Raw genomic sequence first — 24,173 nt, 5'->3', positions numbered from 1 at the left:
ACCCTGCCGCCCCGCGCTATACCGATGGGGCGTGATACATTCCGACGAACTCATTGATGCGTTGACCGCGGCCGCTCATGCGGCCGCGAACGCCGCCCGCCCCGAGACGCTGAGGCATTTCCGCAGCGATCCTCACACCGACAACAAGGACGGCGCCGGCTTCGATCCCGTGACCGAGGGCGACCGCGCGGCCGAACGGGCCATGCGCGCCGTCCTGGCCGACCTCCGCCCCGATGACGCCATCCTCGGCGAAGAGTTCGGCGTGCAGCCGGGCACCAGCGGCCTGACCTGGGTGCTCGACCCGATCGACGGCACGCGCGCTTATATCGCCGGCGCGCCGACCTGGGGCGTTCTGGTCGCCGTCTCGGACGAGAACGGCCCGATCATGGGCCTGATCGACCAGCCCCATGTCGGCGAACGGTTCTTCGGCGGCCCGCACGGTGCCACGCTCGACGGGCCGGGCGGGCAGCGGCGGCTGACCACGCGGGGGCCGAGGCCGCTCTCGGAAGCGATCGTCATGACCACCTTCCCCGAGGTCGGCACGCCCGAGGAGGGGGCCGCCTTCCGCCGCGTGGCCGCCGCCGCCAAGCTGACGCGCTACGGGCTCGACTGCTATGCCTACGGGCTGGTGGCGCTGGGGCTCGCGGACCTCGTAGTCGAGGCGGGGCTTCAACCTTACGACATCCAGGGGCCGATGGCGGTAGTGCAGGCGGCCGGCGGCATCGTCACGGACTGGCAGGGCGGACCCGCGCACGAAGGCGGCCGCGTGATCGCCGCCGCGAACGAGGCGATCCATGCCGAAGCGATGCGCCTGCTGAAGGGCTGAGATCATGACCCACACGCTGATCCGGGGCGCCGACCTCGTGCTGACGATGGACGACGCGGCGAGCGAACACGCCCGCGCCGACATCCGCCTCCGCGACGGCTGCGTGGCCCAGATCGGCCAGGATCTGCCAGCGGACGGCGCCGAGATCATGGAGGCCAGCGGCTGTCTCGTCACGCCCGGCCTCGTGAACACGCATCACCACCTGTTCCAGACGATGACCCGCGCGGTGCCCGCAGCACAGGACGCCGCATTGTTCGGCTGGCTCAGGACGCTCTACCCGATCTGGGCGCGCATGGGGCCGGACCACATCCGCGTCTCGGCGCTGACGGGGCTGGCCGAGCTTGCGCTGTCAGGGTGCACGATGAGCTCGGACCACCTCTACCTCTTCCCGAACGGCGCGCGGCTGGACGACACGATCGACGCGGCGCGCCAGATCGGCCTGCGCTTCCACGCGACGCGCGGCGCCATGTCCATCGGCGAATGCGACGGCGGCCTGCCCCCCGACAGCCTGGTCGAACGCGAGTCCGCGATCCTCGACGACACCATCCGTGTGATCGACGCCTTCCACGACCCTGCTCCGGGGGCGATGGTGAGGGTCGGGGTTGCGCCGTGCTCGCCCTTCTCGGTCAGCCGGGAACTGATGCGAGACGCCGCAATCCTCGCCCGCGACAAGGGCGTGCGGCTGCACACCCACCTGGCCGAGAACGATGAAGACGTCGCCTATTCCCTCGAAAAGTTCGGCTGCCGTCCCGGTCAATATGCCGAGGATCTGGGCTGGACCGGCGACGACGTGTGGCACGCCCATTGCGTCAAGCTCGACGCGGCCGAGATCGACCTCTTCGCCCGCACCCGCACGGGCGTCGCCCATTGCCCCTGCTCGAACTGCCGCCTCGCCTCGGGGATCGCGCCGGTGCGGGCGATGCGCGATGCGGGCGTTCCGGTGGGGCTGGGGGTTGACGGGTCCGCCTCGAACGACGCGGGCGGGCTGGCGGCCGAGGCGCGCATGGCGATGCTGTTGCAACGGGTCGCTGGCGGGGCAGGCGCGATGTCCGCGCGCGATGCGTTGCGGATCGCCACCCGCGGCGGCGCCGAGATCCTCGGCCGCGACGATTGCGGCCGGATCGCCCCCGGCGCCCGCGCCGACCTTGCCATCTGGGACCTGCACCGGGTCGAATCCGCCGGCAACTGGGACCCGGCGGCGCTGCTGCTCGCCGGGCCGATGCAGGTGCGCGATCTCTTCGTCGAGGGGCGTCAGGTCGTCCGCGACGGCCACTTGACCACGGTGGACCTTCCCGCCGTGGTGCGGGACCACCGCCGCCTGACGCAGGCGCTGATGGCGTGATCCGGGGGTCTGTCTAGGCCAGCCGGTCGCCTGCCACCCACACCGCGCGCACCGCGCGATCGTCACCCATCATGATCGTCGGGAACACGGCCTCCCACAGGCTGTCCGCGCGCACCGACCGCTGCGCGATGGCGGGGGTCGAGGCCAGGTCCAACGCCACCAGGTCCGCCGCCGACCCCGGCGCCAGCGTGCCGATCTCGTCCTCCATCCGCATCGCCCGTGCCGAGCCTTCGGTCGCCAACCACAGAAGCTGGTAGGGGTGCGGCGGCGCGCCCGTCAGCTGCCCGATCTCGTAGGCGGCGGCCATCGTGCGCAGCATGGAAAACGACGAGCCGCCGCCGGTATCGGTCGCGAGCCCAACGGTCAGCCCCTCCGCCTTCGCCTGCGCCATGCGGAACAGCCCCGAGCCGATGAAGGTGTTCGAGGTCGGGCAATGCACGATCCCCGAGCCGCTGTCGCGCAGCCGGTCCCGCTCGCGCTGTTCCAGGTGGATGCCGTGGCCGAACAGCGCACCGGGGCCGATCAGGCCGAACCGCTCGTAGGTGTCGAGGTAGTCGCGCGCGCCCGGCTCCAGCGACTTGACCCACTCGATCTCGTCGACCTGTTCGCTCAGGTGAGTCTGCATCGCGCAGGAGGGGTTCGCGGCCCAGAGCGCGCCAAGCGCCTCGAGCTGTTCGGGCGTCGAGGTCGGCGTGAAGCGCGGTGTGATCGCGTAGCGCGCGCGGCCCCGCCCGTGCCAGCGGGCCAGCAGCGCCGCGCTTTCGTCATGAGCGGTTTGCGCCGTGTCGCGCAAGCTGTCGGGCGCGTTGCGATCCATACAGGTGCGCCCCGCCATCACCGCCATCCGCCGCGCTTCGGCCGCCTCGAAGAAGGCATCCACGCTGGCCTCGTGGATCGTGCAGAAGCTGGCCAGCGTCGTCGTGCCGTTCGCCAGCGCCAGGTCCAGCGTCGTCTCGGCCTGCTGGCGGGCATAGGCGGGGTCGGCGAATTTCGCTTCCTCGGGGAAGGTGTAGGTGTTCAGCCAGTCGATCAGCCGTTTGCCCCAGCTCGCGATCATGCCGGTCTGGGGGTAGTGCATGTGCGCGTCGACGAAGCCCGGCAGGATCAGCGCGTCGCCGAGGGCCGTTTCGGCCGCAGCGGGGGACTGCGCGCGCACTTCGTCCACGGGACCGGCGGCGACGATCCGGCCGTCGTCGATCAGGACGGCGCCGTGGGCGTCGTGGATCGCGGCCTCTTCGGGCGGGACGGCGAAGGGATCGGCGGTAAAGCGCAGCAGTTGTCCGCTGACGAGGTCGGGCATGGCGGGATCCTGGGATGTGGCCACCCTACATTTACCAAGCCCGGTCCGGGATCAAGACCGGCTTCCGGCAAGGATTCGTTCATATTTTGGCGCTAGCACAGCCGTCATCATCCGATGGAGCTGTCGATGCTGGACCCGCAGGCCTTTCTCTATACCCTAATCTTCATGGCTTCGGCCGGTTGGGGCTGGTCGCTGTCGTTTTCTGCCCGGAACCGTCAGGAGCGGCGCCGCGTCGCCCGCCTCAGGACCCTCTCGGGCCGGTGGTAGGCCGCCCCGGCGATCCTATGCAGAGATAGGGCGCCCTGGCCGATCCGTCTGGCGAAAGGGCGCGCCGTGGCCTAAGTCTCCCGCGACCAGCCCGAGGGAGACGCGCATGGCCGAGCCCGAAGAGATCATCGAGCCCGACGACGACGCCTATGCAATCGACCGCGGGACCATGCGCGAGGTCCGCGACGCGGTCGAGGCCGAGGACCGCGACGCGCTGCTCCTGGCGATGGAGCCGATGCACCCGGCCGACGTCGCCGACCTTCTCGAACAGCTCGACGAGGGCCCGCGGCACCGGCTGATTGCGCTGCTCGGCCATGATTTCGACGGGGAAATCCTGTCGGAACTGGACGAGGGCCTGCGCGAGGACGTCATCGAGGCGCTGTCGCCCGCCGTCCTGACCGAGGCCGTCCGAGGGCTGAATTCCGACGACGTGGTGGACCTGCTCGAGACGCTGGAGACGCCACAGCAGGAAACGATCCTCCAGGCGCTCGAACGGCCCGACCGGATCGCCATCGAACGCGCGATGTCCTTCCCCGAGGGCAGCGCCGGCCGCCTGATGCAGCGCGAGGTCGTCACCGCGCCCGAGCACTGGACGGTGGGCGACGCCATCGACTTCATGCGCGCCTCTCTCGACCTGCCCGAGCAGTTCTACCACATCGTCCTGGTCGACCCGCGCTACCAGCCGATCGGCCAGGTCACGCTGGGCCGGGTGATGTCGTCGGACCGGGTGACGAAGCTGAAGGACCTGACCGAGGACAGCTATCGCACGATCCCCGCGACCCAGGACGAAGAGGACGTCGCCTACGCCTTCAACCAATACCACCTGATCTCGGCGCCGGTGGTGGACGATGACGGGCGGCTGGTCGGGGTCATCACCATCGACGACGCGATGATCGTGCTGAGCCAGCAGAACGAGGAAGACCTGCTGCTACTTGCCGGTGTCGGCGACGAATCCATCGCCGACCGGACGCTTCAGATCGTCCGTCAGCGGTTCCCGTGGCTGTTGGTGAACCTCGGCACCGCGATCCTGGCCTCGATGGTGATCGCCCAGTTCGAGGATGTCCTGGCCGCCATCGTGGCGCTGGCCGTGCTGATGCCCATCGTCGCCTCGATGGGGGGGAATGCGGGCACCCAGTCGATGGCGGTCGCGGTGCGCGCGCTGGCGACGCGCGACCTGACGGGCTCGAACGCGTGGCGGGTCGTCCGCCGCGAAGTCATGGCCGGATTCCTGAACGGGGCCGTCTTCGCGATCATCATCGGCATCGTCGGCATGATCTGGTTCGGCAACCCGATGCTGGGCGTCGTCATCGCGATGGCCATGATCATCAACCTCGTCGTCGCGGGGCTTGCGGGCGTGTTGTTGCCCATCCTTCTGGACAAGGCCGGGGTGGACCCCGCGCTCGCCTCGGGCACCTTCGTCACGACGGTGACGGACGTCGTCGGGTTCTTCGCCTTCCTGGGTCTCGCAGGGCTCATCCTGCTATGACGGGGATCGACAAGGACGGCGCGCGCAAGGCCGCCTTCGCCCGCCGCAAGGCCGCCCGCGGGGCGGCCGGTCCCATCGTGACGGGGCCGCTGCTGGACGTGCTCGACGGGCATCGCGGCCGGCCGCTATCGGGCTACGCCCCCATCGGCACCGAGATCGATCCAGGCCCGGCGTTGCGCGCCATGGCCGAGGATGGGCCGGTCTGCCTGCCGGTGGTCGATGGACCGGACCGCCCCCTTCGGTTCCGCACCTGGACGGCGGGGCGCGAGATGATCGACGGCCCGTTCGGCGCGCCGGTGCCCGCGTCGGGCGAATGGATCGTCCCCGAGGTGCTGATCGTCCCGCTTCTGGCCTTCGACCGGCGGGGTGGGCGGCTTGGCTATGGCGGCGGTTTCTACGACCGCACGCTTGAAGTCCTTCGGCGCGCCGGCCCGATCACCGCCATCGGTTTCGCCTATGCGCTGCAAGAGGATGCCGGCCTGCCGCTCGAACCCACGGATGCCCTGCTCGACCTGATCGTGACCGAGCGCGAGGTGATCACACCCACGGGCTGACCACCCGGCGTGGGGGGCATCGAGCCTCGATCGAAGGCTAGAGTCGGAAGAGCCGCGAGAGGCTCAGCCCCGCATCCGTCACGTCGGCGAGCCGGGCGAGGAAATGCTCGGGCGCAAGGCCGGACGGCTGCACTTCGACCTTCGCGATGCCGTCGAGAAGCCGGAGCAGGCGCCGTTGGTGGATTCCCATGTGCGCTTGGAGGGGATCGGCGACGATCCCGGCGAAGGTGGTCACGAGCGATGCGACCATGGCGAGCGCAACGCCCGTCGCCACAACGAACCAGACGGGCAAGTCGACGGGGAAGACGCCGTACCAGACGCCTCCCAGGGCGGACCCGAGCGGGAAGCTGGCCACGGCCGAGGAATGGGCGACATATCCCGACACGATCGGCGCCAGCGAGGTGATCCCCGGTGTCGCGGTTCCGAAGAGCATTAGTCCGACCACGAGGACGATGAGCGAGGTCGTGATCTCGGCCACGGCCGAACGCAGGCCCGTATAGTCGTCGATCAATTTGCGGCTGACGGGGTCGAGCTTGGCTCCGCTCAGAAGGTCCGCGGCGATGCGCCGCTCGACCGCCCGCGCGACCGAGGTCCGCAGCAGGATCTTCCGCGATCCCAACCATGCGCCCGCGCGGCGGAGACGGGCGAGGCGACACGCGGCCGCCGCCAGCATGACCACCAGAAAGACCGGGGCCAAAGCGACGTTGAACGGCGCGCGCAGCATGTCCCAGCCGAGTGCGGCACGGTGCAGCGACAGCGTTCCGGGCAGCCGGAAATTGGCGCGGACGAAGCGCTCGACCTTGGCGCGCACATCCTCTGGGGGGCGGTTCATCTGGCGGATCCGTTCAGGCGGTGGGCTGTCTGCTGGGGGTGATGATATCGGAACCGTGCGCGCACGGCATCCTCGATCTTGCGCCGCGCGGGCGACCTTATGCGGCGGAACCGCGCCCGACCCCATGGAAAACGCGAGAGGCTTCTATATGGTGGACCAACCCGAAGGATCGCCCGCGAGGATGCCATGGCCGCGCACACCGAATTGACCGAAGCCGAGTACGACCTTTTCGTGATCGGAGGGGGCATCAACGGAACCGGCATCGCCCGCGATGCACAGGGCAGGGGCCTCAGCGTCTGCCTGGCCGAAATGGGCGACCTGGGCGGCGCGACGTCGTCGAAATCGACAAAGCTGTTCCACGGCGGTCTGCGCTACCTCGAATTCTTCGAGTTCGGTCTGGTCAAGAAGGCGCTCGTGGAACGAGAGGTGCTGCTCGAGGCGATGCCCCATATCTCGTGGCCGATGCGCTTCGTGCTGCCCTACACCAAGGACATGCGGTTCGAGGGCGAGACGCCGACCTCGAAACTGCTGAACACCGTGATGCCGTGGACCCGGGGCACGCGGCCCGACTGGATCATACGCATGGGCCTGTTCCTCTACGACAACCTCGGCGGCCGGAAGCACCTGAAGGGAACCGAGACGGTCGACCTGAGAGCGACGCCGGAGGGTGCGCCGCTGAAGGATCGCTTCACCAAGGCCTATGAATATTCCGACTGCTGGATCGAGGATTCGCGCCTCGTCGCGCTGAACGCCCGCGACGCCGAACAGCGCGGCGCCCGAATCCTGCCCCGCACCAAGGTCCGCACCGCCGAACGGGACGGGGCCAGCTGGCGCGTCACGGTCGAGGATGTCGAGACCGGCAAGGAAGAGGTGATCCTTGCCAAGGGCCTCGTGAACGCAGGCGGTCCGTGGGTCGAGAACGTGGTGAAGAACACGGTGAGGATGAACTCGTCCGAAGGGGTGCGGCTGGTGCGCGGCAGTCATATCGTGGTGCCAAGCCTCTATGACCATGGAAAGGCGTATTTCTTCCAGGGCCAGGACGGCCGCATCATCTTCGCGATCCCCTACGAGACCGACTTCACCCTGATCGGCACCACCGACAAGGACCACGGCCACGACCCCTCGGTGAAGCCCGAATGCACTCCCGAGGAACAGCAATACCTGTGCGACTTCGCGTCGGAATACCTCGAGAAGCCGGTGAAGCGCGAGGATATCGTGTGGACCTATTCCGGCGTTCGGCCGCTGTACGATGATGGCGCCAAGTCGGCGACGGCCGCGACCCGCGACTACGTCCTCAGCATCGACGCCGGCCCCGCGACCGACGGCCCACTGGGAAGCGAGCCGCCGCTGCTGTCGATCTTCGGGGGCAAGATCACGACCTACCGCAAGCTGGCCGAGCAGGCGATGGCGAAGCTCAAGCCCTACTACGTCCAGATGACGGGCGACTGGACGGCGCGCGTGCCCCTGCCGGGTGGCGATTTCCCCGTGGACGGGGTAGAGCGGCTGATCGACGACCTGAAGGCGGCGCATCCGTCCCTGTCCGACTACCATGCCCGCCGCCTCGTCCGCGCCTACGGCACCGAGGCGCAGAAGGTCTGCGAGGGCGGCGATCTGGGCCGCGATTTCGGCGCGACCCTCACCGAGGCCGAGGTGCGCTGGCAGATGGATCACGAATACGCCCGCACCGCCGAGGATGTCGTCTGGCGCCGCACCAAGCTGGGCCTGCGTCTGACCGAGGCCGAGATCGCGGCCCTGGACGACTGGATGCAGGGCGAGCGGCGTGTGGCTCAGGCGGCCGAATAGGGCGCAGTTCTCAGCAACATCAGACGAGGGGGGAGGGGCAGAATGACCCACATCATGGCGATCGACCAGGGCACGACGTCGAGCCGCGCGATCATTTTCGACGCCGACATGAAGATCGTCGCAAGCGCGCAGGAAGAGTTCGAACAGCACTACCCCCGCTCGGGCTGGGTCGAGCACGACCCCTCGGACCTGTGGTCCTCGACCGCCGCGTGCTGCCGGTCCGCGATCGAAAAGGCCGGCGTGCCGGAGACGGACATCGCCGCCATCGGCATCACCAATCAGCGCGAGACAGTCGTGGTCTGGGAAAAGGCGACCGGCAAGGCGATCCACAACGCCATCGTCTGGCAGGACCGCAGGACATCGGAAATCTGCAACGATCTGAAGGCCGACGGCTACGAGAAGCAGGTGATCGAAAAGACCGGCCTGCTGCTCGACCCGTATTTCTCGGGCACCAAGCTGAAATGGATTCTCGACAATGTGGAGGGCAGCCGCGAGCGGGCACGCAAGGGCGAGCTGCTGTTCGGCACGGTGGACACCTACCTGATCTGGCGGATGACCGGCGGCAAGAGCCACGTCACGGACGCCACCAATGCGTGCCGGACGCTGATGTACGACAGCTTCAAGGGCCGCTGGTCCACGACGATCTGCAAGATGCTCGACATCCCGATGGAGATGCTGCCCCGGGTCTGCGACAGCGCCTGCGAGTTCGGCATGACGCGGCATGACCTCTTCGGGCGCGAGATCCCCATCCTTGGCGTCGCGGGCGACCAGCAGGCGGCCACGATCGGGCAGGCGTGCTTTCGACCGGGGATGCTGAAATCCACCTACGGCACCGGCTGCTTCGCCCTTTTGAACACCGGGGACGAGCCGGTGCGGTCGCAGAACCGCCTTTTGACCACGGTGGCCTACCAGCTGAACGGCAAGCCGACCTATGCGCTTGAAGGGTCGATCTTCGTCGCCGGTGCGGTGGTGCAATGGCTGCGCGACGGGCTGAAGATCATCCGCTCCGCCTCCGAAACGCAGGCCTTGGCGGAACGGGCGGATGAGGGGCAGGACCTGGTGCTTGTGCCGGCCTTCGTGGGCCTCGGCGCGCCCTACTGGAATGCCGAATGCCGTGGCGCGATCTACGGTCTGACCCGCGGGTCAGGCCCCGAGGAGTTCGCCAAGGCGGCGCTGGAATCGGTCGGCTACCAGACCCGCGACCTGCTGGAGGCGATGTCGGACGACTGGCGCGACCTCAGCGACCCCGAGACCCTGCGCGTCGATGGCGGGATGAGTGCGTCCGACTGGGCCATGCAGTTCCTGTCGGACATCATAGGGGCCAAGGTCGACCGGCCCGAGGTGCTGGAAACCACGGCGCTGGGGGCGGCCTGGCTGGCCGGTTGGCAGGCTGGCGTCTATCCCGACATGGAGGGCTTTGCGGATCGCTGGCGCCTTGATCGCTCGTTCGAGCCGTCGATGGAGGACGGCGACCGCGAGCGGAAATACGACCGCTGGAAGCGCGCCGTCGACGCGACGATGTCGGTCTGAGGCGGCGAACGCGGACAATTCGAACGGACAAGGCGCGCCGGCAGGGTTGGCGCGGCCGGATCAAGCGCCCACATAGCAGCGTCGGGGGGCCTTGGCACTCCGGCGCGGGGTGTCTAAGACTTCCCACGATTTGACGGCAGGCAGACGGAAAGGTCCGGTCCCCATGCACGACCCCTACGAGCACTACATGAACAACCTTGTCCCCATGGTGGTCGAGCAGACCAGCCGTGGCGAACGGGCCTACGACATCTTCTCGCGTCTGCTGAAGGAGCGGATCATCTTCCTCTCGGGTCCCGTCCATGACGGGATGTCGAGCCTCATCGTGGCGCAGCTTCTGCACCTCGAGGCCGAGAATCCGAAGAAGGAAATCTCGATGTACATCAACTCGCCCGGCGGAGTGGTGACGAGCGGCCTGTCGATCTACGACACGATGCAGTACATCCGCCCGAAGGTCTCCACGCTGGTCGTGGGGCAGGCGGCCTCGATGGGGTCGCTGCTGCTGACCGCGGGCGAAAAGGGGATGCGCTTCTCGCTGCCCAACAGCCGTGTGATGGTCCACCAGCCCTCCGGCGGGTATCAGGGTCAGGCGACGGACATCATGATCCACGCCCAGGAAACGCAGAAGCTGAAGGACCGGCTGAACCAGATCTACGTCAAGCACACCGGCCAGGATCTGGAAACGGTCGAGGCCGCGCTCGAGCGCGACCGCTTCATGAGCCCCGAGGACGCGAAGGAGTGGGGCCTCATCGACGAGATCGTCGAGAACCGGAAGGATCGCGAAGAGGCCACGTGAGGCCTCTCACCGCACCGTTAAGAACGACCGGTTTTTTGCGATTGCGGGCACCCGGCACCCGGCCTAGGCTTGGGAAACGGTGAGCAAGACGTACGAAAAGAGGGGCGGACGCCCCCGAAGGATGGCCCATGGCGAACAACTCAGGCGACAGCAAGAACACGCTCTACTGTTCCTTCTGCGGGAAAAGCCAGCATGAGGTGCGAAAGCTGATCGCAGGTCCGACCGTCTTCATCTGCGATGAATGCGTCGAGCTGTGCATGGACATCATCCGCGAGGAGACGAAGTCCTCGGGCCTCAAGGCGACCGATGGCGTCCCGACGCCAAAGGAGATCTGCCAGGTCCTCGACGATTACGTGATCGGCCAGCGGGTCGCCAAGCGGGTCCTCTCGGTCGCGGTGCACAACCACTACAAGCGGTTGAACAACGCCGGGAAGTCCGAGATCGAGCTGAACAAGTCGAACATCCTGCTGATCGGCCCGACGGGCTGCGGCAAGACGCTTCTGGCCCAGACGCTTGCCCGGATCCTCGACGTGCCGTTCACCATGGCCGACGCGACCACCCTGACCGAAGCCGGCTACGTGGGCGAGGATGTCGAGAACATCATCCTCAAGCTGCTGCAGGCGTCGGAATACAATGTCGAGCGGGCGCAGCGGGGCATCGTCTATATCGACGAGGTCGACAAGATCACGCGCAAGTCGGACAACCCCAGCATAACCCGCGACGTGTCGGGCGAGGGGGTCCAGCAGGCGCTTCTGAAGATCATGGAAGGCACCGTCGCCTCGGTGCCGCCGCAGGGCGGGCGCAAGCAGCCCCAGCAGGAGTTCCTGCAGGTGGACACGACCAACATCCTGTTCATCTGCGGTGGCGCCTTTGCGGGGCTCGAGAAGATCATCGCGCAGCGCGGCCAGGGCTCGTCCATCGGCTTTGGCGCCGATGTAAAGGACAAGGAAGCCCGCGGCATCGGCGAGACGTTCCAGGAACTCGAGCCCGAGGATCTGCTGAAGTTCGGCCTGATCCCGGAATTCGTGGGCCGTCTGCCCGTCATCGCCACGCTCGAGGACCTGGACGAGGAAGCGCTCGTCACGATCCTCACCCAGCCGAAGAACGCCTTGGTCAAGCAGTACCAGCGCCTGTTCGAGCTTGAGGACGTGAAGCTCAGCTTCACCGAGGATGCGCTGGTAGCAATTGCCAAGCGCGCGATCGAACGCAAGACCGGCGCACGAGGCCTGCGCTCGATCATGGAGGACATCCTGCTCGACACGATGTTCGACCTGCCGGGCACCGATGGCGTCGAAGAGGTCGTGGTGAACGACGAGGCTGTGACCTCTCCGGACAAGGCGCCGCTGATGATCTATGTCGACCAGAAGGAAAGCGCTTCGGCAGGCTGAAAGCCTCTGCATCGCTTCAGGCGCCCCGGTCGAATGGCCGGGGCGTTTCACGTTTCAGGCACTGCGCCCGGTAGTTTCCCTAACGAAGATGAATGAGGAACAGATGGATATCTCGCGTATCTCGACCGGCGGACCGTTCGAAGAGCGGATCGGTTACTCGCGCGCTGTCGTGGCCGGCGGGTTCGTTTTCGTGGCCGGAACGGTCGGAGCGGGGGACGACGTGGTCGAGCAATGCCGAGCGGCGCTGGCCACGATCGGCAAGGCGCTCGACGAAGCAGGATCGGGTTTCGATCGGGTGGTGCGGGTGACCTACTACCTGCCCGACAGTTCCGAGTTCGAGCCCTGCTGGCCGACGCTGCGCGAGACGTTCGGGGCGCATCCGCCCGCGGCCACGATGGTGCAATGCGCCCTGATCGACCCGAAATACCGCATCGAAATCGAGGTAACGGCCCTCGCGTGACGAGGCGGCCCCGCTGGACCTTCGTGGGCTGTTGCGCCATATGAGGGGCAGTCGGGAACGGAGTGGACCATGGGTATTCTCAAGCGCGCCCTGCAGGCCGTCACGTGGTGGAACGGTGCTACGCTGAACACGCTGCTCGATACGTGGCGGCATGGAACCCGCGTGGGTGAGGACGCGTCCGGAAACGTGTTCTACCAGTCCGAGGGCGGCAAGCGCCGCTGGGTCATCTTCAACGGCGAGGCCGAGGCGACCCGCGTCGCTCCCGAATGGCACGGCTGGCTGCACCACACCTGGGACGAGCCGCCGACCGTGCGCCCGCTGCCGAAGAAGGCGTGGGAAAAGCCGCATTTGCCCAACCTGACCGGCACGCCCGCGGCCTATGCGCCAGCCGGCTCGATCCGCCGCGAGTCCCCGGCCGAGCGCAGCGACTACGAGGCCTGGACCCCGGAATGATCCGCGCGCTCTGCCTGATGACGTGTCTTGCGGGCCCTGCATTCGCCCAGGACATCGAAGTCACGCCGCTGCCGGGCGCCGAGGACTTGTTCTCGGGCGAGACCGACAGCGAGCAGCTGCAGGAGGATTGGGACAACGGCATCATGACGCCGCTTGGCCCGGATGCCTCTTCGGATCCGGACGAGACACGGGAACGGGTCGTGCGCGGCTCGGCGGCGGTGCTGCGCATCCTCGACAAGCTAACGGGCGACGTTCACGACATGACGCTGGCGGTCGGCGAGGGAGGCTCCGTCGGCCGGCTCGAGGTAGAGCTGAGCGAGTGCCGCTACCCCGAGCAGAACCCCTCGGGCAACGCCTATGCGTTCCTGACGATCCACGAGGATGGCGACCAGAACGCCGATTTCTCCGGTTGGATGATCGCTCAGGCCCCGGCGCTGAACGCGCTCGAGCATCCGCGCTATGACGTCTGGGTAATGCGCTGCAACACCTGATCCGGACTGTCGAATACCGCCCTCGGGTCGAACCGGGCGGGCTGGCGGACGGCTGCGTCCAATCGCCGGTGGTACGCGTCGCGCGGAATTTCGACTGCGCCGAGCGTGGCGAGATGGGGCGTGATGAACTGCGTGTCGAACAGCGTGTAGCCGCCCTGGCGTAGCCGGTCGCAGAGATAGACGAGGGCGATCTTCGACGCATCTCGGCGGAGCGAGAACATCGATTCGCCGAAGAACGCGCCGCCCAGCGAGACCCCGTAGACCCCGCCCACCAAGGCTGCCTCCTCCCATAACTCGATGGAATGCGCATGGCCGGCGGCGAAGAGGGCGCTGTAGATCGACGCGATCTCGTCGTTGATCCACGTCTCGTCGCGATCCGCACAGCCGGCGATGACGCCGTCGAAATCGCGATCGAAGGTGATCCGGAACGGCTCGGTCCGGATGCGCCGGCGGAGGGACCGCGAGATGTGGAATCCGTCGAGCGGAAGAATGCCGCGCTGCCGGGGGTCCAGCCAGTAGATATCCTGCGCGTCGCGGCCCTCGGCCATCGGGAAGATGCCCTGGCCATAGGCCGCAAGCACGAGCTCGGGCGTCAGCCGCTGGGATGTCACTCCAACGTCCGGGCGAGCCAATCTTCGAGCCAGTGGATCGTGTAGTCGCCGCTTTGCACAGCCTGCTCGTCGAGCAGGGCGTGGAACAGCGGCACGGTCGTGTCGACGCCGTCCACGATCAACTCGCCCAGGGCGCGGCGCAGGCGGGCGAGCGCCTCTGGCCGGTCGCGACCATGGACGATCAGCTTGCCGATCAGCGAGTCGTAATAGGGCGGAATCCGGTAGCCGTTATACAGCGCCGAATCCATCCGCACCCCGAGGCCGCCCGGGGCGTGATACTGCGTCACCCGGCCGGGGCTGGGAGAGAAGCTGGGCAGCTTTTCGGCGTTGATCCGCACCTCGATCGCGTGGCCGTTGATCCGCAGGTCGTCCTGGGTGAAGGACAGCGGCTCGCCGGCTGCGATGCGGATCTGCTCGCGGACGAGGTCCACGCCGAAGATCGCCTCGGTCACAGGGTGCTCGACCTGCAGGCGGGTGTTCATCTCGATGAAGTAGAACTCGCCGTCCTCGTAGAGGAACTCGATCGTGCCGGCGCCAGCATAGCCGATCCGGGCGACGGCGTCGGCGCAGGTGGCGCCGATCTCGGCGCGCTGCTCGGGCGTGATGGCGGGGCCGGGGGCTTCCTCGAACACCTTCTGGTGGCGGCGCTGGAGCGAGCAATCGCGTTCGCCCAGGTGGACGGCGTTGCCCTTGCCGTCGCCGAAGACCTGCACCTCGATATGGCGGGGGGCGCCGAGGTATTTCTCGAGGTAGACCTCGTCATTGCCGAACGCTGCCTTGGCTTCGGAGCGGGCGGTGTAGAAGGCGTGCTCGAGATCGGCCGGCGTGCGGGCCAGTTTCATGCCGCGGCCACCGCCGCCGGCCGTGGCCTTGACGATCAGCGGGAACCCGATCTCGGCCCCTTCCTTCTTGGCGGCCTCGATATCTTGGACGCCGCCTTCCGATCCGGGGACGCAGGGCACACCGAGGGCGCGCATCGTCTCCTTGGCGGTGATCTTGTCGCCCATGATCCGGATGTGCTCGGCCTTGGGGCCGATGAAGGTCAGCTGGTGGTCCTCGACGATCTGCACGAACTCGGCGTTTTCGGAGAGGAAGCCGTAGCCGGGATGGATCGCCTGGGCGCCCGTGACCTCGCAGGCCGAGATGATCGAGGGGAAATTCAGGTAGCTCTGCGCCGCCGAGGGCGGGCCGATGCAGACGGATTCGTCGGCCATGCGCACATGCATCGCGTCGGAATCGGCGGTCGAGTGGACGGCCACCGTGCCGATCCCCATCTCGCGGGCGGCCCGGATGATGCGAAGCGCGATCTCGCCGCGGTTGGCGATGAGGATCTTGTCGAACATGCGCGCCTCAGCCGAGGATCAGGAGGGGGGCGCCGAACTCGACCGGCGCACCGTCGTCCACGATAATCTCGCGGACCGTGCCGGAGCGGGGCGCGGGGATGTGGTTCATCGTCTTCATCGCCTCGATGATGAGAAGGGTCTGCCCCTCTTCGACGGTGTCACCGACCTTGATGAAGTTCTGCGCGCCCGGTTCGGGGGCCAGGTAGACCGTGCCTACCATGGGTGAGGTCACAGCACCCGGATCGCTCGCCGGATCGGCGGGGGCTTCGGCTTGCGCCGGTGCCGGCTGCCCCTGCGGCGCGGCCGGGGCAGCGGGCACGTGGACCTGCTGCTGCTGCGGGGCCTGCGGCTGTAGGCGCGACACCCGGACGTCGAGGCTGTCCGCCTCGGCGTATTCCCGTTTCACCCGCAACTCGGTCAGGTCGTTCTCGCGCAGAAGTTCCGCAAGTGCCTGAATGAATGCCACGTCACGATCGTGGGAAGTGTCGGTCATGCCGTCCTCGTCCTTGGCCGGACCCGGGATGATCGGGTCGTCATCGGCCCCCTATAGGACAGCCGCGCCCGGGTTGGAAGGCGCGAGCGCCCGTGGCGGGATGTCGGTACAGGTCGTCTCTTTCGGGTAACGCTTGGTTCACACGTCCGCTGCGCACCTTGACCGATCTTCCCCCGGCCATACGGTCCCTTCGTTCAAAAGCCGGAAGGGGTGCCAAACTTGAGAAACATCGTTCTATGTCTCGTTGCCGTGACCGCAGTGGGCGGCTGCGTGATGGATCCGGTCGGCATCTCCGCGACCGACGAGCCGGTTCAGGGGCCCCAGATGCCGCGCGACGTCAGTGCCGCGGCGCTTGCGGCCTTGCCCAGGGGCATGTCGCCGCAATTCCTGATCAAGGACGGGGCGGACTGCTATGGTCTGGCGCTCGAGGCGAGCGACCCCGTGCGGGGCGTGCCGCTGCTGAACGACGCAGGCCAACAAGTTTGCGATGCCTGAGGCACCCGCCGATACGGAGGCTCGGCGTGCCGTCGCGCCCGTCCGCGTCTATCCAGGGCCCCCGCCCGAGGCGCCGCGCCTGACGCTGGGGGAGCCGATCGAGACGATCCGCGTGCCGCCCCGCGACGCGCGGGCGATCCGGGTGCCGGCGGGGCACGTCCTGCGCATCCTGTCGGTCGAGGGGCCGCAGGTTGGCGACCTGAACCTTTTCGCGGCGGGCGACCTGTCCGAGCGGTTCTTCTCGGGCAAGACCCGCGCGCTGCATGGCACCCACGTGACGACGGGAGATGCCTTGTGGTCCTGCCTTCCCTACCTGCGTCCGATGGCGCAGATCGTCGGGGACAGTTTGGACTGGTACGGCACCGACGCGTGGGGCTGCCGCGTCCATGACGTGATCGGCACGCGCTGCGATCCCTACACCGCGAAGCTGCTCAGCGGCGTGGACTATCACCGCTGCTGCCATTCGAACCTGACCCGTGCCCTGTCAGAGGCGACCGGGCTGCCGCCGCTCGAGGCGGAAACCCACGTGCATGACGTGCTCAACGTCTTCATGTGCACCGGCTTCGATCCCGAGGGGCGCTACATCATGAAGGCGAGCCCCGTTCGCCCGGGAGACCACCTGGACCTGCTGGCGCGGATCGACCTGCTGGCCGTCCTGTCGACCTGCCCGGGCGGCGATTGCAGCGCCGGCCATTCCTCGGACGACGCGCCGTGCCATCCGCTGGAGATGCAGGTGCTGACGGCCGAGGGCGAACTGCCCGCGCCGCCCGCGCCGTCGGCCTACGATCGCTCTCACGGGCTCTGACGGGCGACCATCAGGCGGGCGGGTCCGCGGAAGTGGTAGATGGGTGCGATCCGCGCGGGCTCTGCCATGACGAGGTTCGGGTGACGCTCGAACAGGACCCTGAGGGCAATCTCGATCTCCAGCCGCGCGAGCGGTGCGCCGAGGCAGAAATGCGCGCCGGCCCCGAAGGCACTGTGGGTCGGACCCGTGCGCGAGGGGTCGAGCCTGTCGGGTTCGGGATAGGCCTCGGGGTCGCGGTTCGCGGCGCCAAGCAGCAGGCCGATGCGCTGGCCGCGTCGGAAGGGATGGCCGAAGAGTTCGACATCCTCATGAACCCAGCGGGTGAAGAGGTGCAGAGGCGGATCGAGCCGCAGCAGTTCATCCGCGAGGCCGGGCGCGGGCGCGCCGCCGCCGGCCAGGTGGATGACCGCGTTGCCAAGCGCGTGGACGGTCGCCTCGTGGCCCGCATTCATCAGCAGGATCGCGGTGGCGACCCGCTCGGCATCCTCGAGGTCATCGGCGGTGACGAGCGCGGTCAGCATGTCGTCCTGCGGGTCGGTGCGGCGCGCGGCGATCTCGGCTTGCATCCGTGAGGCAAAGGCGGCGGCGGCCGACGCGGCGGCGTCCTCGTCCGCGCGGGTCCGGCCGGCCTGGTACATGCCGACCATGTCATGCGACCAGCGCAGAAGCTGGTCGGCCATGTCCTCGGGCAGACCGATCAGCGGCGCGATGGTGCGGACGGGCAGGGGCGCCGCGTAATGCGCCACCAGGTCGAACGGGTCCGCGGGGGCAACGTCGAGCAGCTCGTGGCAGAGGGCCTCGATCCGGGGGGCAAGCGCCGCGACGCGGGACGAGGTGAAGGCCGTCAGCACCTGCCGCCTCAGCCGCGCGTGCCGCGGCCCGTCGAGTTCGAGCATCGAGTGATCCTCGACCGCGTAGAACGCGAGGAGGTGATCGGGCACCGCGGCGCGGAAGCCCTCGGGCGCCTCGCGCCCCAATCTGCGGTCGCGCAGCAGCGCCGAGACGGCGCGGTGCGTGGTTGCCACCGGCAGGTCGTAGTCGTCCCAGAACACGATCTCGCCCAGCGCGCGGGCGCGGGCGTAGAAGGGATAGGGATCGGCGATGAAATCGGGGGCGGTCGGGTCTTGGCGCACATGTTCCATGGGGTGGATCTACGCCGCCGCGCGCGGGATCGACAATGCGGAAGCTCAGGCCGGGTGGAGTTGCAGATCCGCGATGCGGGTTTCGCGCAGCCCGAGGAAGGAGAGGGCCGCCTCCTCGTGATCGAACACCCGCGCGATGACCACGTTGAACGGCTCCCACGCACGAAGCGACATGCGCGCGACCTTCTGGCCCTGCGGCGTCGGCGCGTAGAAGGACATGAGCGTGTCGCCGTCCCCCGCACGCCCGGAAACCCTGAGCGCGTTGAACTTCAGCAGGTCCGAGGGGGTCACGGAGAAGGTGCTGACCGCCGACAGGTCTATCAGCTGCTTCTGACCCGGGCGAAAGTCGGGATGGCGGATATACTCGGCAAAGGCCTGCATCCCGTCATGGACAGACGCCCGGCTTCTGTAACGGACGAAAACCAGGCCCCTCTCGGGAAAGATTTTGACGGCGATCGGCACAAGCTGAATCCGCAACTCCAGGATCCGCGCCGCGGAGTTGCGGCGCGGTCTGATGGTCAGGCTACCAGATTCGGAGGGTCTCAGTCTATCGCCTTGAAATTGAATTCGCCCCCATCCTTGATGCCCGAGAACCACCTTGCGGTGACCGTCTTGGTCTTGGTGTAGAACCGGAAGGCGTCGGGGCCGTACTGGTTCAGGTCGCCGAACGCCGATTTCTTCCAGCCGCCGAAGGTGTGGTAGGACAGGGGCACGGGGATGGGGAAGTTGATCCCGACCATGCCGACATTGACCCGGTGCGCGAAGTCGCGGGCGGTGTCGCCGTCGCCGGTGTAGATCGCGACGCCGTTGCCGTACTCGTTCTCCATCACCAGCTTCAGCGCCTCTTCGTAGCTGGCCGCGCGGACCTGGCTGAGGACGGGGCCGAAGACTTCCTGGCGGTAGATCTCCATGTCGGGCGTCACGTTGTCGAACAGGGTCGGGCCCAGGAAGAACCCGCTCTCGTAGCCCTGCATCCGGAAGTCGCGCCCGTCGGCCAGAAGCGTGGCGCCTTCCTCGACGCCCTTGTCGATCAGTCCCTTCACGCGGTCGCGCGCGGCGCCGGTGATGAGCGGGCCGAAATCCACGTCCTCGCCGGCGGTGTAGGGGCCGACCCGCAGCGCCTCGACCCGGGGCATCAGCTTTTCGATCAGCCGGTCCGCGGTTTCCTCGCCCACCGGAACGGCGACCGAGACGGCCATGCAGCGCTCGCCCGCGGCCCCGTAGCCCGCGCCCAGCAGCGCGTCGGCGGCCTTGTCGAGATCAGCGTCGGGCATGACGACCAGGTGGTTCTTGGCCCCGCCGAAGCACTGCGCGCGCTTGCCGTTCGTGGCCGCGCGGCCATAGATATACTGCGCGATCGGGGTCGAGCCGACGAAGCCCACGCCCTGGATCGTCTCGTTGTCGAGGATGGCGTCGACCGCCTCCTTGTCACCGTGGACGACCTGCAGCACGCCGTCCGGCAACCCTGCCTCCTTCAGAAGCTCGGCCAGCATCATCGAGCACGAGGGCGTCCGCTCGGACGGCTTGAGGATCATCGCGTTGCCGCAGGTCAGCGCCGGGGCGAGCTTCCACAGCGGGATCATCGCGGGGAAGTTGAATGGCGTGATTCCGGCCACGACGCCCAAAGGTTGCCGCATGGAGTAGAGGTCGATGCCCGAGCCGCCGTCATCGGTGAACTCGCCTTTCAGCATGTGTGGCCCGCCCATGCAGACCTCGACCACCTCGAGTCCGCGCTGCACGTCGCCGCGCGCATCCGGAAGGGTCTTGCCATGCTCGCGGCTGATCGCCTCCGCCAGGGCGTCCATGTTCTCGTTGATGAGCTGGCCGAACTTCATCATCACCCGCGCGCGGCGCTGCGGATTGGTCGCGGCCCATCCCTTCTGCGCCTCGGCGGCCTTTGCGACGGCCGCGTTCACCTCGTCGGCGCTGGCGAGCGGCACGGTCGCCTGAACCTCGCCCGTCGCGGGGTTGAACACGTCCGCGGTGCGGCCCGAGCCGCCCGCGACCTGCGCGCCGTCGATCCAGTGCTTGATCTCGTACATGTGGTCCTCCGGTGAAATACGTTGCCCAGAGCATGGCCTTGCAAATTGCGCGGCTCAAGCCAAAGAATGGCGAAGTCGTTTTGCATATTTGCAAGGATGCGCGTGTGAATTGGGACGATGCCCGCATATTCCTCGGGGTCGCGCGGGCCGGTGGGCTGACCGTGGCGAGCCGGCAGCTAAGGCTCGATCCCGCGACGCTGGGGCGGCGGGTGGTTCGGCTCGAGGCGGACCTTGGTGCGGCGCTATTCGTGAAGGGACCGCAGGGATACCGCCTGACGCAAGAGGGGGTGCGCCTGTTCGATCACGCCGAACGTGCCGAAAGCGCCTTGGCCGCCGCCGAGTCCGAGCTTCAGGGCGCCCTCTCCGGCGCCGTTCGCATTGGCGCGCCCGAGGGTTGCGCCACCTACCTGCTGCCGGCCGTCACCGCCCGCATGGCCGAGGCGCATCCAGGCCTCGAGATCGAGATCGTGGCCCTGCCGCGCGTCTTCGATCTGAACCGGCGCGAGGTGGATATGGCCGTTTCGGTCTCGCGCCCCACGACGGGGCGGATCACGGTGCAGAAGATCGCCGATTACGGGCTGAGCCTTGCCGCGCATCGCGAGTACCTCGCCGCGCATCCGGTGGCGGATGCCGAAGGCCTGCCGGGGCACCGCGTCGTCGGCTACGTGCCGGACATGATCTTCGACCGCGAACTCGACTACCTGGGCGAGATCGGGGTGGATCGGGTGGACCTCGCCTCGTCCTCGGTGGTCGTGCAGGCCCAGTGGATTGCGCGGGGCAGGGGCATCGGCGTGATCCACGACTTCATGTTGGGCCACCTGCCGGGGGTGGAGCGCGTCCTGCCCCACCGCATCGCGCTGACCCGCGCGTTCTGGCTGCTGCGCCCGGCAGGTGACGTTCGCGCCGCCCGGCTGGATGCCTTCGCCGAGGATTTGGTGGCGGGCCTCCGCACCGAAATCAGGGGCGCCGACACTCGTAGTTGACAGGTCACATGCGCCGCGCCCACGCTGGGATTCTGGGTTGCAAAGGAGGACAACATGCGGATCGAGCGAGTGATCTCGAACAAGGGCGCCGAGGTGCTGACCATCGCGCCGAACGCCAGCGTCGGCGACGCCGCCATCCTGCTGTCGGAAAAGCGGATCGGCGCCGTCGTCGTCTGCGTGCCGGGCGAAGCGCCCGAGGGCATCCTGTCCGAGCGTGACATCGTGCGCGAGCTGGGCCGTTCGGGCGCAGGGTGCCTGCAGCAGACCGTGGCCGACCTGATGACGCGCGACATCAGGACCTGCGGCTTGTCCGACGCTTTGGACGACGTGCTGTCGATCATGACCGAAGGGCGCTTCCGCCACATGCCGGTGATCGCGGACGGCCAGATGGTGGGCATCGTCTCGATCGGCGACATCGTCAAATCGCGCCTCAACGAGCTGTCGATGGAGCGTGACGCGCTGGAAGGCATGGTGATGGGGCACTGATCCGCCCTTGCGCTCTCTGGCGCAGTAATGTTGCGTAGCGCGCGAAACGTCAGGGAGGGCGCGATGCGCACCGCATTGTATCCGGGGACCTTCGATCCGGTCACCGAGGGCCATATCGACATCATCAGGCGGGCGACGGCGCTGGTCGACCGCCTGGTGATCGGCGTCGCGATCAACCGCGACAAGGCCCCCTTGTTCTCCCTGGAAGAGCGCGTCGCCCTGATCGAGGCCGAGTGCGGCGACATCGCGCGCGAAACCGGCTGCGAGATCGAAGTCCACCCGTTCGAGAACCTGCTGATCGACTGTGCCCGAGACGTCGGCGCGCGGATCATCGTCCGTGGCCTGCGGGCGATCGCGGATTTCGAATACGAGTACCAGATGGTCGGGATGAACCGTCAGCTCGACGACACGATCGAGACGGTCTTCCTCATGGCCGATGCCGAGCATCAGGCGGTGGCCTCGAAACTGGTCAAGGAGATCGCCCGCCTCGGCGGCGACATCAGTCCGTTCGTCTCGCCCCGTGTCCGCACCGCGCTGATCGAGAAGTACCGCGCGAGGTAGCCCTTGCACGACCTGCATCCCCGACGCTAGAAGGCCGCGTCCGGGCGGTTAGCTCAGTTGGTAGAGCGCTTCGTTTACACCGAAGATGTCGGGGGTTCGAGCCCCTCACCGCCCACCATCCCGACACCAGACGGAGAGCCCCGTGCCAGAGCTCAGCCTGCGCCGCAGCCGCCCCTTCGATCCCGACCCGCTGGGCCGGCTGCTGACGGATCCCGCGGACCTCGCCCTCGTCAACCCGAGCGCCAAGCAGCCCTTCGACCCGATGGAATGGCTGGAAACCTGGCTGAACGAGGCCGGCGACGCCGCCTACTACGTGCAGGACGAAACCGGCCGCGACGTGGGCTTCTTCGGCCTGCGCGAAGGCATCGGCCCCGAGCAGCGCCACCTGGTCTTCGTCTTCCTGGCCCCCGAGGTGCGCGGAGGGTCCGGGCGCGACCTGATCGCCCTGATCGAGGGCGCCGCGCATGAGCTCGACGCGCTGACGATCACGCTGAAGGTCGAGCTCGACAACGCCCCGGCGCTCGCGCTCTATCGCGGCGCCGGGTTCGAAGAGCTTGGGCAGTCGGGCGGCATGGCCACGATGCGCAAGGACCTTGGCTAGCGCCTAGAGGCGCGTCACCCGCCACGTCGCGACCTGGCTGTAGGTCTCGCCCGGCTTCAGGTCGATGCTCGGCCACTCAGCGCGGCCCGGCGCATCGGGCCAGAACTGGGGCTCGAACGCGAAGGCGGCGTGGAGCGGGTAGTCGTGCCCGTGGATCGTCTCTTCGCCCTCGACCGCGAACTTGTGCATTCCGAAGACCTGCAGCCCCGGCGCTGTCGTGGCCATGTCCAGCGCGACGCCGGCTTCAGGGCTTTCCAGCCGCAGCGCTGGCCGCATGGGACCGGCCGCGCGCGCCAGGCAGAAGTTGTGGTCGAAATCGGGGTCCGTCGCCGGGTCGAGCGTGCGGGGCGACCGGAAGTCGAACTCCGTCCCTTCGACGGGGCGGATCTCGCCCGTCGGGAGCGTATCGTCATCGGTCGGCAGGTAGGCGTCGGCATGGATCGTCAGCCGCTGTCCGCCCCAGCCATGCGGGGGCTGCGCCGTCCAGAACCCGTGATGCGCCAGGTTCATCAGGGTCACGGCATCCGTCGTGCCCGTCAGCTCGTGCACCAGCGTGTCGCCCTCCAGCGCATAGCGCGACCGGATCACCTTGTTGCCGGGGAAACCGCCTTCGCCGCCCTGCAGGTCGATGCGCAGGGTGACCTCGGTATTTGTCTGCGACTCGATCTCCCACGTCTTGCGGTGAGTGCTGGCGGCGCCGGAATGCAGCGTGTTCCGCCCGTTCTCGTTGACCTCGAACCGGTGCGGTTCTCCCGCGATTTCGGCCTCGGCACCGCCGACACGGTTCGCGAGGGGGCCGATGACCGTGCCGAAGATCGACATGATGCGCCCGTAGGCGGCCGCGTCGGGCGACCCCAGGACCAGCGGGAAATCCACGCCGGACAGGCGCAAATCCTGCAGCGCGGCGCCGAAATCGAGGATCACCGCCGTCAGGGTGCCGTTGTCCAGTGTCACGCGCCGGATTGTCCGCCCGTCCGGCAATGTGCCGCTCAAAAAGTCCTGCGGATTGTCGCTCATGGGTGTCTCCTCGCCGGGGTGATCGGAACGGTCCGACCGACCGTCCGTTAGTGTCCCGTAAGATCGGGC

The 24,173-nt window shown here is 67.8% G+C and carries 26 protein-coding genes and 1 tRNA gene; 18 read left to right on the top strand and 9 right to left on the bottom strand.

The features are described from left to right. Positions 1 to 31 precede the first annotated feature (31 nt). Together PAM7066_RS02910 and PAM7066_RS02905 are read left to right on the top strand one after the other, a co-directional pair. Positions 32 to 826, top strand: a complete 795-nt coding sequence (locus PAM7066_RS02910; RefSeq protein ID WP_085852606.1) for an inositol monophosphatase family protein — start codon at positions 32 to 34, stop codon at positions 824 to 826. A 4-nt stretch (positions 827 to 830) separates the two neighbouring features. Beyond that, entirely contained in the window at positions 831 to 2,168 is a 1,338-nt protein-coding gene (locus tag PAM7066_RS02905; RefSeq protein ID WP_085852605.1) for an 8-oxoguanine deaminase, read from the top strand. 13 nt (positions 2,169 to 2,181) lie between these two features. Here PAM7066_RS02905 and guaD read toward each other — a convergent pair whose 3' ends face one another. Continuing rightward, positions 2,182 to 3,468 (bottom strand): guanine deaminase, encoded by a 1,287-nt coding sequence (gene guaD, locus PAM7066_RS02900; protein WP_085852604.1) that lies wholly within the window; start codon positions 3,466 to 3,468, stop codon positions 2,182 to 2,184. 373 nt (positions 3,469 to 3,841) lie between these two features. Here guaD and mgtE point away from each other — a divergent pair, with 373 nt between their 5' ends. Together mgtE and PAM7066_RS02890 are read left to right on the top strand one after the other, a co-directional pair. Further along, positions 3,842 to 5,221, top strand: a complete 1,380-nt coding sequence (gene mgtE, locus PAM7066_RS02895; protein ID WP_085852603.1) for a magnesium transporter — start codon at positions 3,842 to 3,844, stop codon at positions 5,219 to 5,221. Further along, positions 5,218 to 5,775 (top strand): 5-formyltetrahydrofolate cyclo-ligase, encoded by a 558-nt coding sequence (locus PAM7066_RS02890; protein WP_085852602.1) that lies wholly within the window; start codon positions 5,218 to 5,220, stop codon positions 5,773 to 5,775. The genes mgtE and PAM7066_RS02890 overlap by 4 nt, the downstream gene beginning before the upstream one ends. Positions 5,776 to 5,812: 37 nt before the next feature. Here PAM7066_RS02890 and PAM7066_RS02885 read toward each other — a convergent pair whose 3' ends face one another. Then, entirely contained in the window at positions 5,813 to 6,607 is a 795-nt protein-coding gene (locus PAM7066_RS02885) for a DUF6635 family protein (protein WP_085852601.1), read from the bottom strand. Between the two features lie 186 nt (positions 6,608 to 6,793). Between PAM7066_RS02885 and glpD the strand changes: the two genes are divergently transcribed. From glpD to PAM7066_RS02850, 7 genes are all read left to right on the top strand, one after another. Continuing rightward, positions 6,794 to 8,410 carry a glycerol-3-phosphate dehydrogenase gene (gene glpD, locus PAM7066_RS02880; protein WP_085852600.1) on the top strand — a complete coding sequence of 539 codons (1,617 nt, stop codon included), beginning with the start codon at positions 6,794 to 6,796 and terminating at the stop codon, positions 8,408 to 8,410. Positions 8,411 to 8,452: 42 nt separating this feature from the next. After that, entirely contained in the window at positions 8,453 to 9,940 is a 1,488-nt protein-coding gene (gene glpK / locus PAM7066_RS02875) for a glycerol kinase GlpK (protein ID WP_085852599.1), read from the top strand. A 163-nt stretch (positions 9,941 to 10,103) separates the two neighbouring features. After that, positions 10,104 to 10,733 carry an ATP-dependent Clp protease proteolytic subunit gene (locus PAM7066_RS02870; protein WP_085852598.1) on the top strand — a complete coding sequence of 210 codons (630 nt, stop codon included), beginning with the start codon at positions 10,104 to 10,106 and terminating at the stop codon, positions 10,731 to 10,733. A 128-nt stretch (positions 10,734 to 10,861) separates the two neighbouring features. After that, positions 10,862 to 12,121, top strand: coding sequence for an ATP-dependent Clp protease ATP-binding subunit ClpX (gene clpX / locus PAM7066_RS02865; protein ID WP_085852597.1), 1,260 nt, complete (start codon positions 10,862 to 10,864; stop codon positions 12,119 to 12,121). A 103-nt stretch (positions 12,122 to 12,224) separates the two neighbouring features. Then, the gene (locus PAM7066_RS02860; RefSeq protein WP_085852596.1) at positions 12,225 to 12,581 is read left to right on the top strand and encodes a RidA family protein; all 357 of its coding nucleotides are present in this window, start codon (positions 12,225 to 12,227) and stop codon (positions 12,579 to 12,581) included. A 69-nt stretch (positions 12,582 to 12,650) separates the two neighbouring features. Next, complete coding sequence (locus tag PAM7066_RS02855) at positions 12,651 to 13,034, top strand: NADH:ubiquinone oxidoreductase subunit NDUFA12 (protein WP_085852595.1); 384 nt, start codon at positions 12,651 to 12,653, stop codon at positions 13,032 to 13,034. Continuing rightward, positions 13,031 to 13,525, top strand: a complete 495-nt coding sequence (locus tag PAM7066_RS02850; protein ID WP_306456052.1) for a DUF2155 domain-containing protein — start codon at positions 13,031 to 13,033, stop codon at positions 13,523 to 13,525. Before PAM7066_RS02855 ends, PAM7066_RS02850 begins: the two co-directional genes overlap by 4 nt. Here PAM7066_RS02850 and aat read toward each other — a convergent pair. The 3 genes from aat to accB are packed head-to-tail and all read right to left on the bottom strand — an operon-like array spanning position 13,492 to position 15,972. Continuing rightward, complete coding sequence (gene aat, locus PAM7066_RS02845) at positions 13,492 to 14,136, bottom strand: leucyl/phenylalanyl-tRNA--protein transferase (RefSeq protein WP_085852594.1); 645 nt, start codon at positions 14,134 to 14,136, stop codon at positions 13,492 to 13,494. The two genes, PAM7066_RS02850 and aat, sit on opposite strands and share 34 nt — an antisense overlap. Continuing rightward, entirely contained in the window at positions 14,133 to 15,479 is a 1,347-nt protein-coding gene (accC, locus tag PAM7066_RS02840) for an acetyl-CoA carboxylase biotin carboxylase subunit (RefSeq protein ID WP_085852593.1), read from the bottom strand. Before accC ends, aat begins: the two co-directional genes overlap by 4 nt. 7 nt (positions 15,480 to 15,486) lie before the next feature. Next, a complete protein-coding gene (gene accB, locus PAM7066_RS02835) occupies positions 15,487 to 15,972 on the bottom strand; it encodes an acetyl-CoA carboxylase biotin carboxyl carrier protein (RefSeq protein ID WP_085852592.1) in 486 nt (161 codons plus the stop codon). 249 nt (positions 15,973 to 16,221) lie between these two features. Here accB and PAM7066_RS02830 point away from each other — a divergent pair, with 249 nt between their 5' ends. After that, positions 16,222 to 16,467 (top strand): hypothetical protein, encoded by a 246-nt coding sequence (locus tag PAM7066_RS02830; RefSeq protein WP_139214935.1) that lies wholly within the window; start codon positions 16,222 to 16,224, stop codon positions 16,465 to 16,467. Further along, complete coding sequence (locus PAM7066_RS02825; RefSeq protein ID WP_085852590.1) at positions 16,460 to 17,272, top strand: urea carboxylase-associated family protein; 813 nt, start codon at positions 16,460 to 16,462, stop codon at positions 17,270 to 17,272. The genes PAM7066_RS02830 and PAM7066_RS02825 overlap by 8 nt, the downstream gene beginning before the upstream one ends. Here PAM7066_RS02825 and PAM7066_RS02820 read toward each other — a convergent pair. The 3 genes from PAM7066_RS02820 to PAM7066_RS02810 all read right to left on the bottom strand — a co-directional run bounded on the left by PAM7066_RS02820 (position 17,260) and on the right by PAM7066_RS02810 (position 20,456). Then, on the bottom strand, positions 17,260 to 18,414 hold the full coding sequence (locus PAM7066_RS02820; RefSeq protein ID WP_085852589.1) for a cytochrome P450: 1,155 nt from the start codon (positions 18,412 to 18,414) through the stop codon (positions 17,260 to 17,262). The two genes, PAM7066_RS02825 and PAM7066_RS02820, sit on opposite strands and share 13 nt — an antisense overlap. 45 nt (positions 18,415 to 18,459) lie before the next feature. Further along, a complete protein-coding gene (locus PAM7066_RS02815; RefSeq protein ID WP_139214934.1) occupies positions 18,460 to 18,795 on the bottom strand; it encodes a hypothetical protein in 336 nt (111 codons plus the stop codon). Between the two features lie 161 nt (positions 18,796 to 18,956). After that, the gene (locus PAM7066_RS02810; RefSeq protein ID WP_085852587.1) at positions 18,957 to 20,456 is read right to left on the bottom strand and encodes a CoA-acylating methylmalonate-semialdehyde dehydrogenase; all 1,500 of its coding nucleotides are present in this window, start codon (positions 20,454 to 20,456) and stop codon (positions 18,957 to 18,959) included. A 104-nt stretch (positions 20,457 to 20,560) separates the two neighbouring features. Here PAM7066_RS02810 and PAM7066_RS02805 point away from each other — a divergent pair, with 104 nt between their 5' ends. The 5 genes from PAM7066_RS02805 to PAM7066_RS02785 all read left to right on the top strand — a co-directional run bounded on the left by PAM7066_RS02805 (position 20,561) and on the right by PAM7066_RS02785 (position 23,087). After that, on the top strand, positions 20,561 to 21,439 hold the full coding sequence (locus PAM7066_RS02805) for a LysR family transcriptional regulator (RefSeq protein ID WP_085852586.1): 879 nt from the start codon (positions 20,561 to 20,563) through the stop codon (positions 21,437 to 21,439). Positions 21,440 to 21,493: 54 nt separating this feature from the next. Further along, positions 21,494 to 21,925 carry a CBS domain-containing protein gene (locus PAM7066_RS02800; protein WP_085852585.1) on the top strand — a complete coding sequence of 144 codons (432 nt, stop codon included), beginning with the start codon at positions 21,494 to 21,496 and terminating at the stop codon, positions 21,923 to 21,925. 63 nt (positions 21,926 to 21,988) lie between these two features. Continuing rightward, a complete protein-coding gene (gene coaD, locus PAM7066_RS02795; protein ID WP_085852584.1) occupies positions 21,989 to 22,486 on the top strand; it encodes a pantetheine-phosphate adenylyltransferase in 498 nt (165 codons plus the stop codon). 42 nt (positions 22,487 to 22,528) lie between these two features. After that, positions 22,529 to 22,604 (top strand) — tRNA-Val (locus PAM7066_RS02790). Between the two features lie 24 nt (positions 22,605 to 22,628). Continuing rightward, complete coding sequence (locus tag PAM7066_RS02785; RefSeq protein WP_090928639.1) at positions 22,629 to 23,087, top strand: GNAT family N-acetyltransferase; 459 nt, start codon at positions 22,629 to 22,631, stop codon at positions 23,085 to 23,087. A gap of 3 nt (positions 23,088 to 23,090) precedes the next feature. Here PAM7066_RS02785 and PAM7066_RS02780 read toward each other — a convergent pair whose 3' ends face one another. Further along, positions 23,091 to 24,104 (bottom strand): aldose epimerase family protein, encoded by a 1,014-nt coding sequence (locus PAM7066_RS02780; protein ID WP_085852582.1) that lies wholly within the window; start codon positions 24,102 to 24,104, stop codon positions 23,091 to 23,093. Between the last annotated feature and the right edge of the window lie 69 nt (positions 24,105 to 24,173).

Source organism: Palleronia marisminoris (genome assembly GCF_900172315.1).
Classification (GTDB): Bacteria; Pseudomonadota; Alphaproteobacteria; order Rhodobacterales; family Rhodobacteraceae; genus Palleronia; species Palleronia marisminoris.
This window is presented reverse-complemented; position numbering and strand designations above follow the sequence as displayed.

Bases quoted from the DNA above. Each gene is read 5' to 3' on its own strand.
- PAM7066_RS02905 (WP_085852605.1), top strand. From the start codon at position 831: ATGACCCACACGCTGATCCGGGGCGCCGACCTCGTGCTGACGATGGAC.
- guaD (WP_085852604.1), bottom strand. From the start codon at position 3,468: ATGCCCGACCTCGTCAGCGGACAACTGCTGCGCTTTACCGCCGATCCC.
- mgtE (WP_085852603.1), top strand. From the start codon at position 3,842: ATGGCCGAGCCCGAAGAGATCATCGAGCCCGACGACGACGCCTATGCA.
- PAM7066_RS02890 (WP_085852602.1), top strand. From the start codon at position 5,218: ATGACGGGGATCGACAAGGACGGCGCGCGCAAGGCCGCCTTCGCCCGC.
- PAM7066_RS02885 (WP_085852601.1), bottom strand. From the start codon at position 6,607: ATGAACCGCCCCCCAGAGGATGTGCGCGCCAAGGTCGAGCGCTTCGTC.
- glpD (WP_085852600.1), top strand. From the start codon at position 6,794: ATGGCCGCGCACACCGAATTGACCGAAGCCGAGTACGACCTTTTCGTG.
- glpK (WP_085852599.1), top strand. From the start codon at position 8,453: ATGACCCACATCATGGCGATCGACCAGGGCACGACGTCGAGCCGCGCG.
- PAM7066_RS02870 (WP_085852598.1), top strand. From the start codon at position 10,104: ATGCACGACCCCTACGAGCACTACATGAACAACCTTGTCCCCATGGTG.
- clpX (WP_085852597.1), top strand. From the start codon at position 10,862: ATGGCGAACAACTCAGGCGACAGCAAGAACACGCTCTACTGTTCCTTC.
- PAM7066_RS02860 (WP_085852596.1), top strand. From the start codon at position 12,225: ATGGATATCTCGCGTATCTCGACCGGCGGACCGTTCGAAGAGCGGATC.
- PAM7066_RS02855 (WP_085852595.1), top strand. From the start codon at position 12,651: ATGGGTATTCTCAAGCGCGCCCTGCAGGCCGTCACGTGGTGGAACGGT.
- PAM7066_RS02850 (WP_306456052.1), top strand. From the start codon at position 13,031: ATGATCCGCGCGCTCTGCCTGATGACGTGTCTTGCGGGCCCTGCATTC.
- accC (WP_085852593.1), bottom strand. From the start codon at position 15,479: ATGTTCGACAAGATCCTCATCGCCAACCGCGGCGAGATCGCGCTTCGC.
- accB (WP_085852592.1), bottom strand. From the start codon at position 15,972: ATGACCGACACTTCCCACGATCGTGACGTGGCATTCATTCAGGCACTT.
- PAM7066_RS02825 (WP_085852590.1), top strand. From the start codon at position 16,460: ATGCCTGAGGCACCCGCCGATACGGAGGCTCGGCGTGCCGTCGCGCCC.
- PAM7066_RS02820 (WP_085852589.1), bottom strand. From the start codon at position 18,414: ATGGAACATGTGCGCCAAGACCCGACCGCCCCCGATTTCATCGCCGAT.
- PAM7066_RS02815 (WP_139214934.1), bottom strand. From the start codon at position 18,795: ATGCAGGCCTTTGCCGAGTATATCCGCCATCCCGACTTTCGCCCGGGT.
- PAM7066_RS02810 (WP_085852587.1), bottom strand. From the start codon at position 20,456: ATGTACGAGATCAAGCACTGGATCGACGGCGCGCAGGTCGCGGGCGGC.
- PAM7066_RS02800 (WP_085852585.1), top strand. From the start codon at position 21,494: ATGCGGATCGAGCGAGTGATCTCGAACAAGGGCGCCGAGGTGCTGACC.
- coaD (WP_085852584.1), top strand. From the start codon at position 21,989: ATGCGCACCGCATTGTATCCGGGGACCTTCGATCCGGTCACCGAGGGC.
- PAM7066_RS02780 (WP_085852582.1), bottom strand. From the start codon at position 24,104: ATGAGCGACAATCCGCAGGACTTTTTGAGCGGCACATTGCCGGACGGG.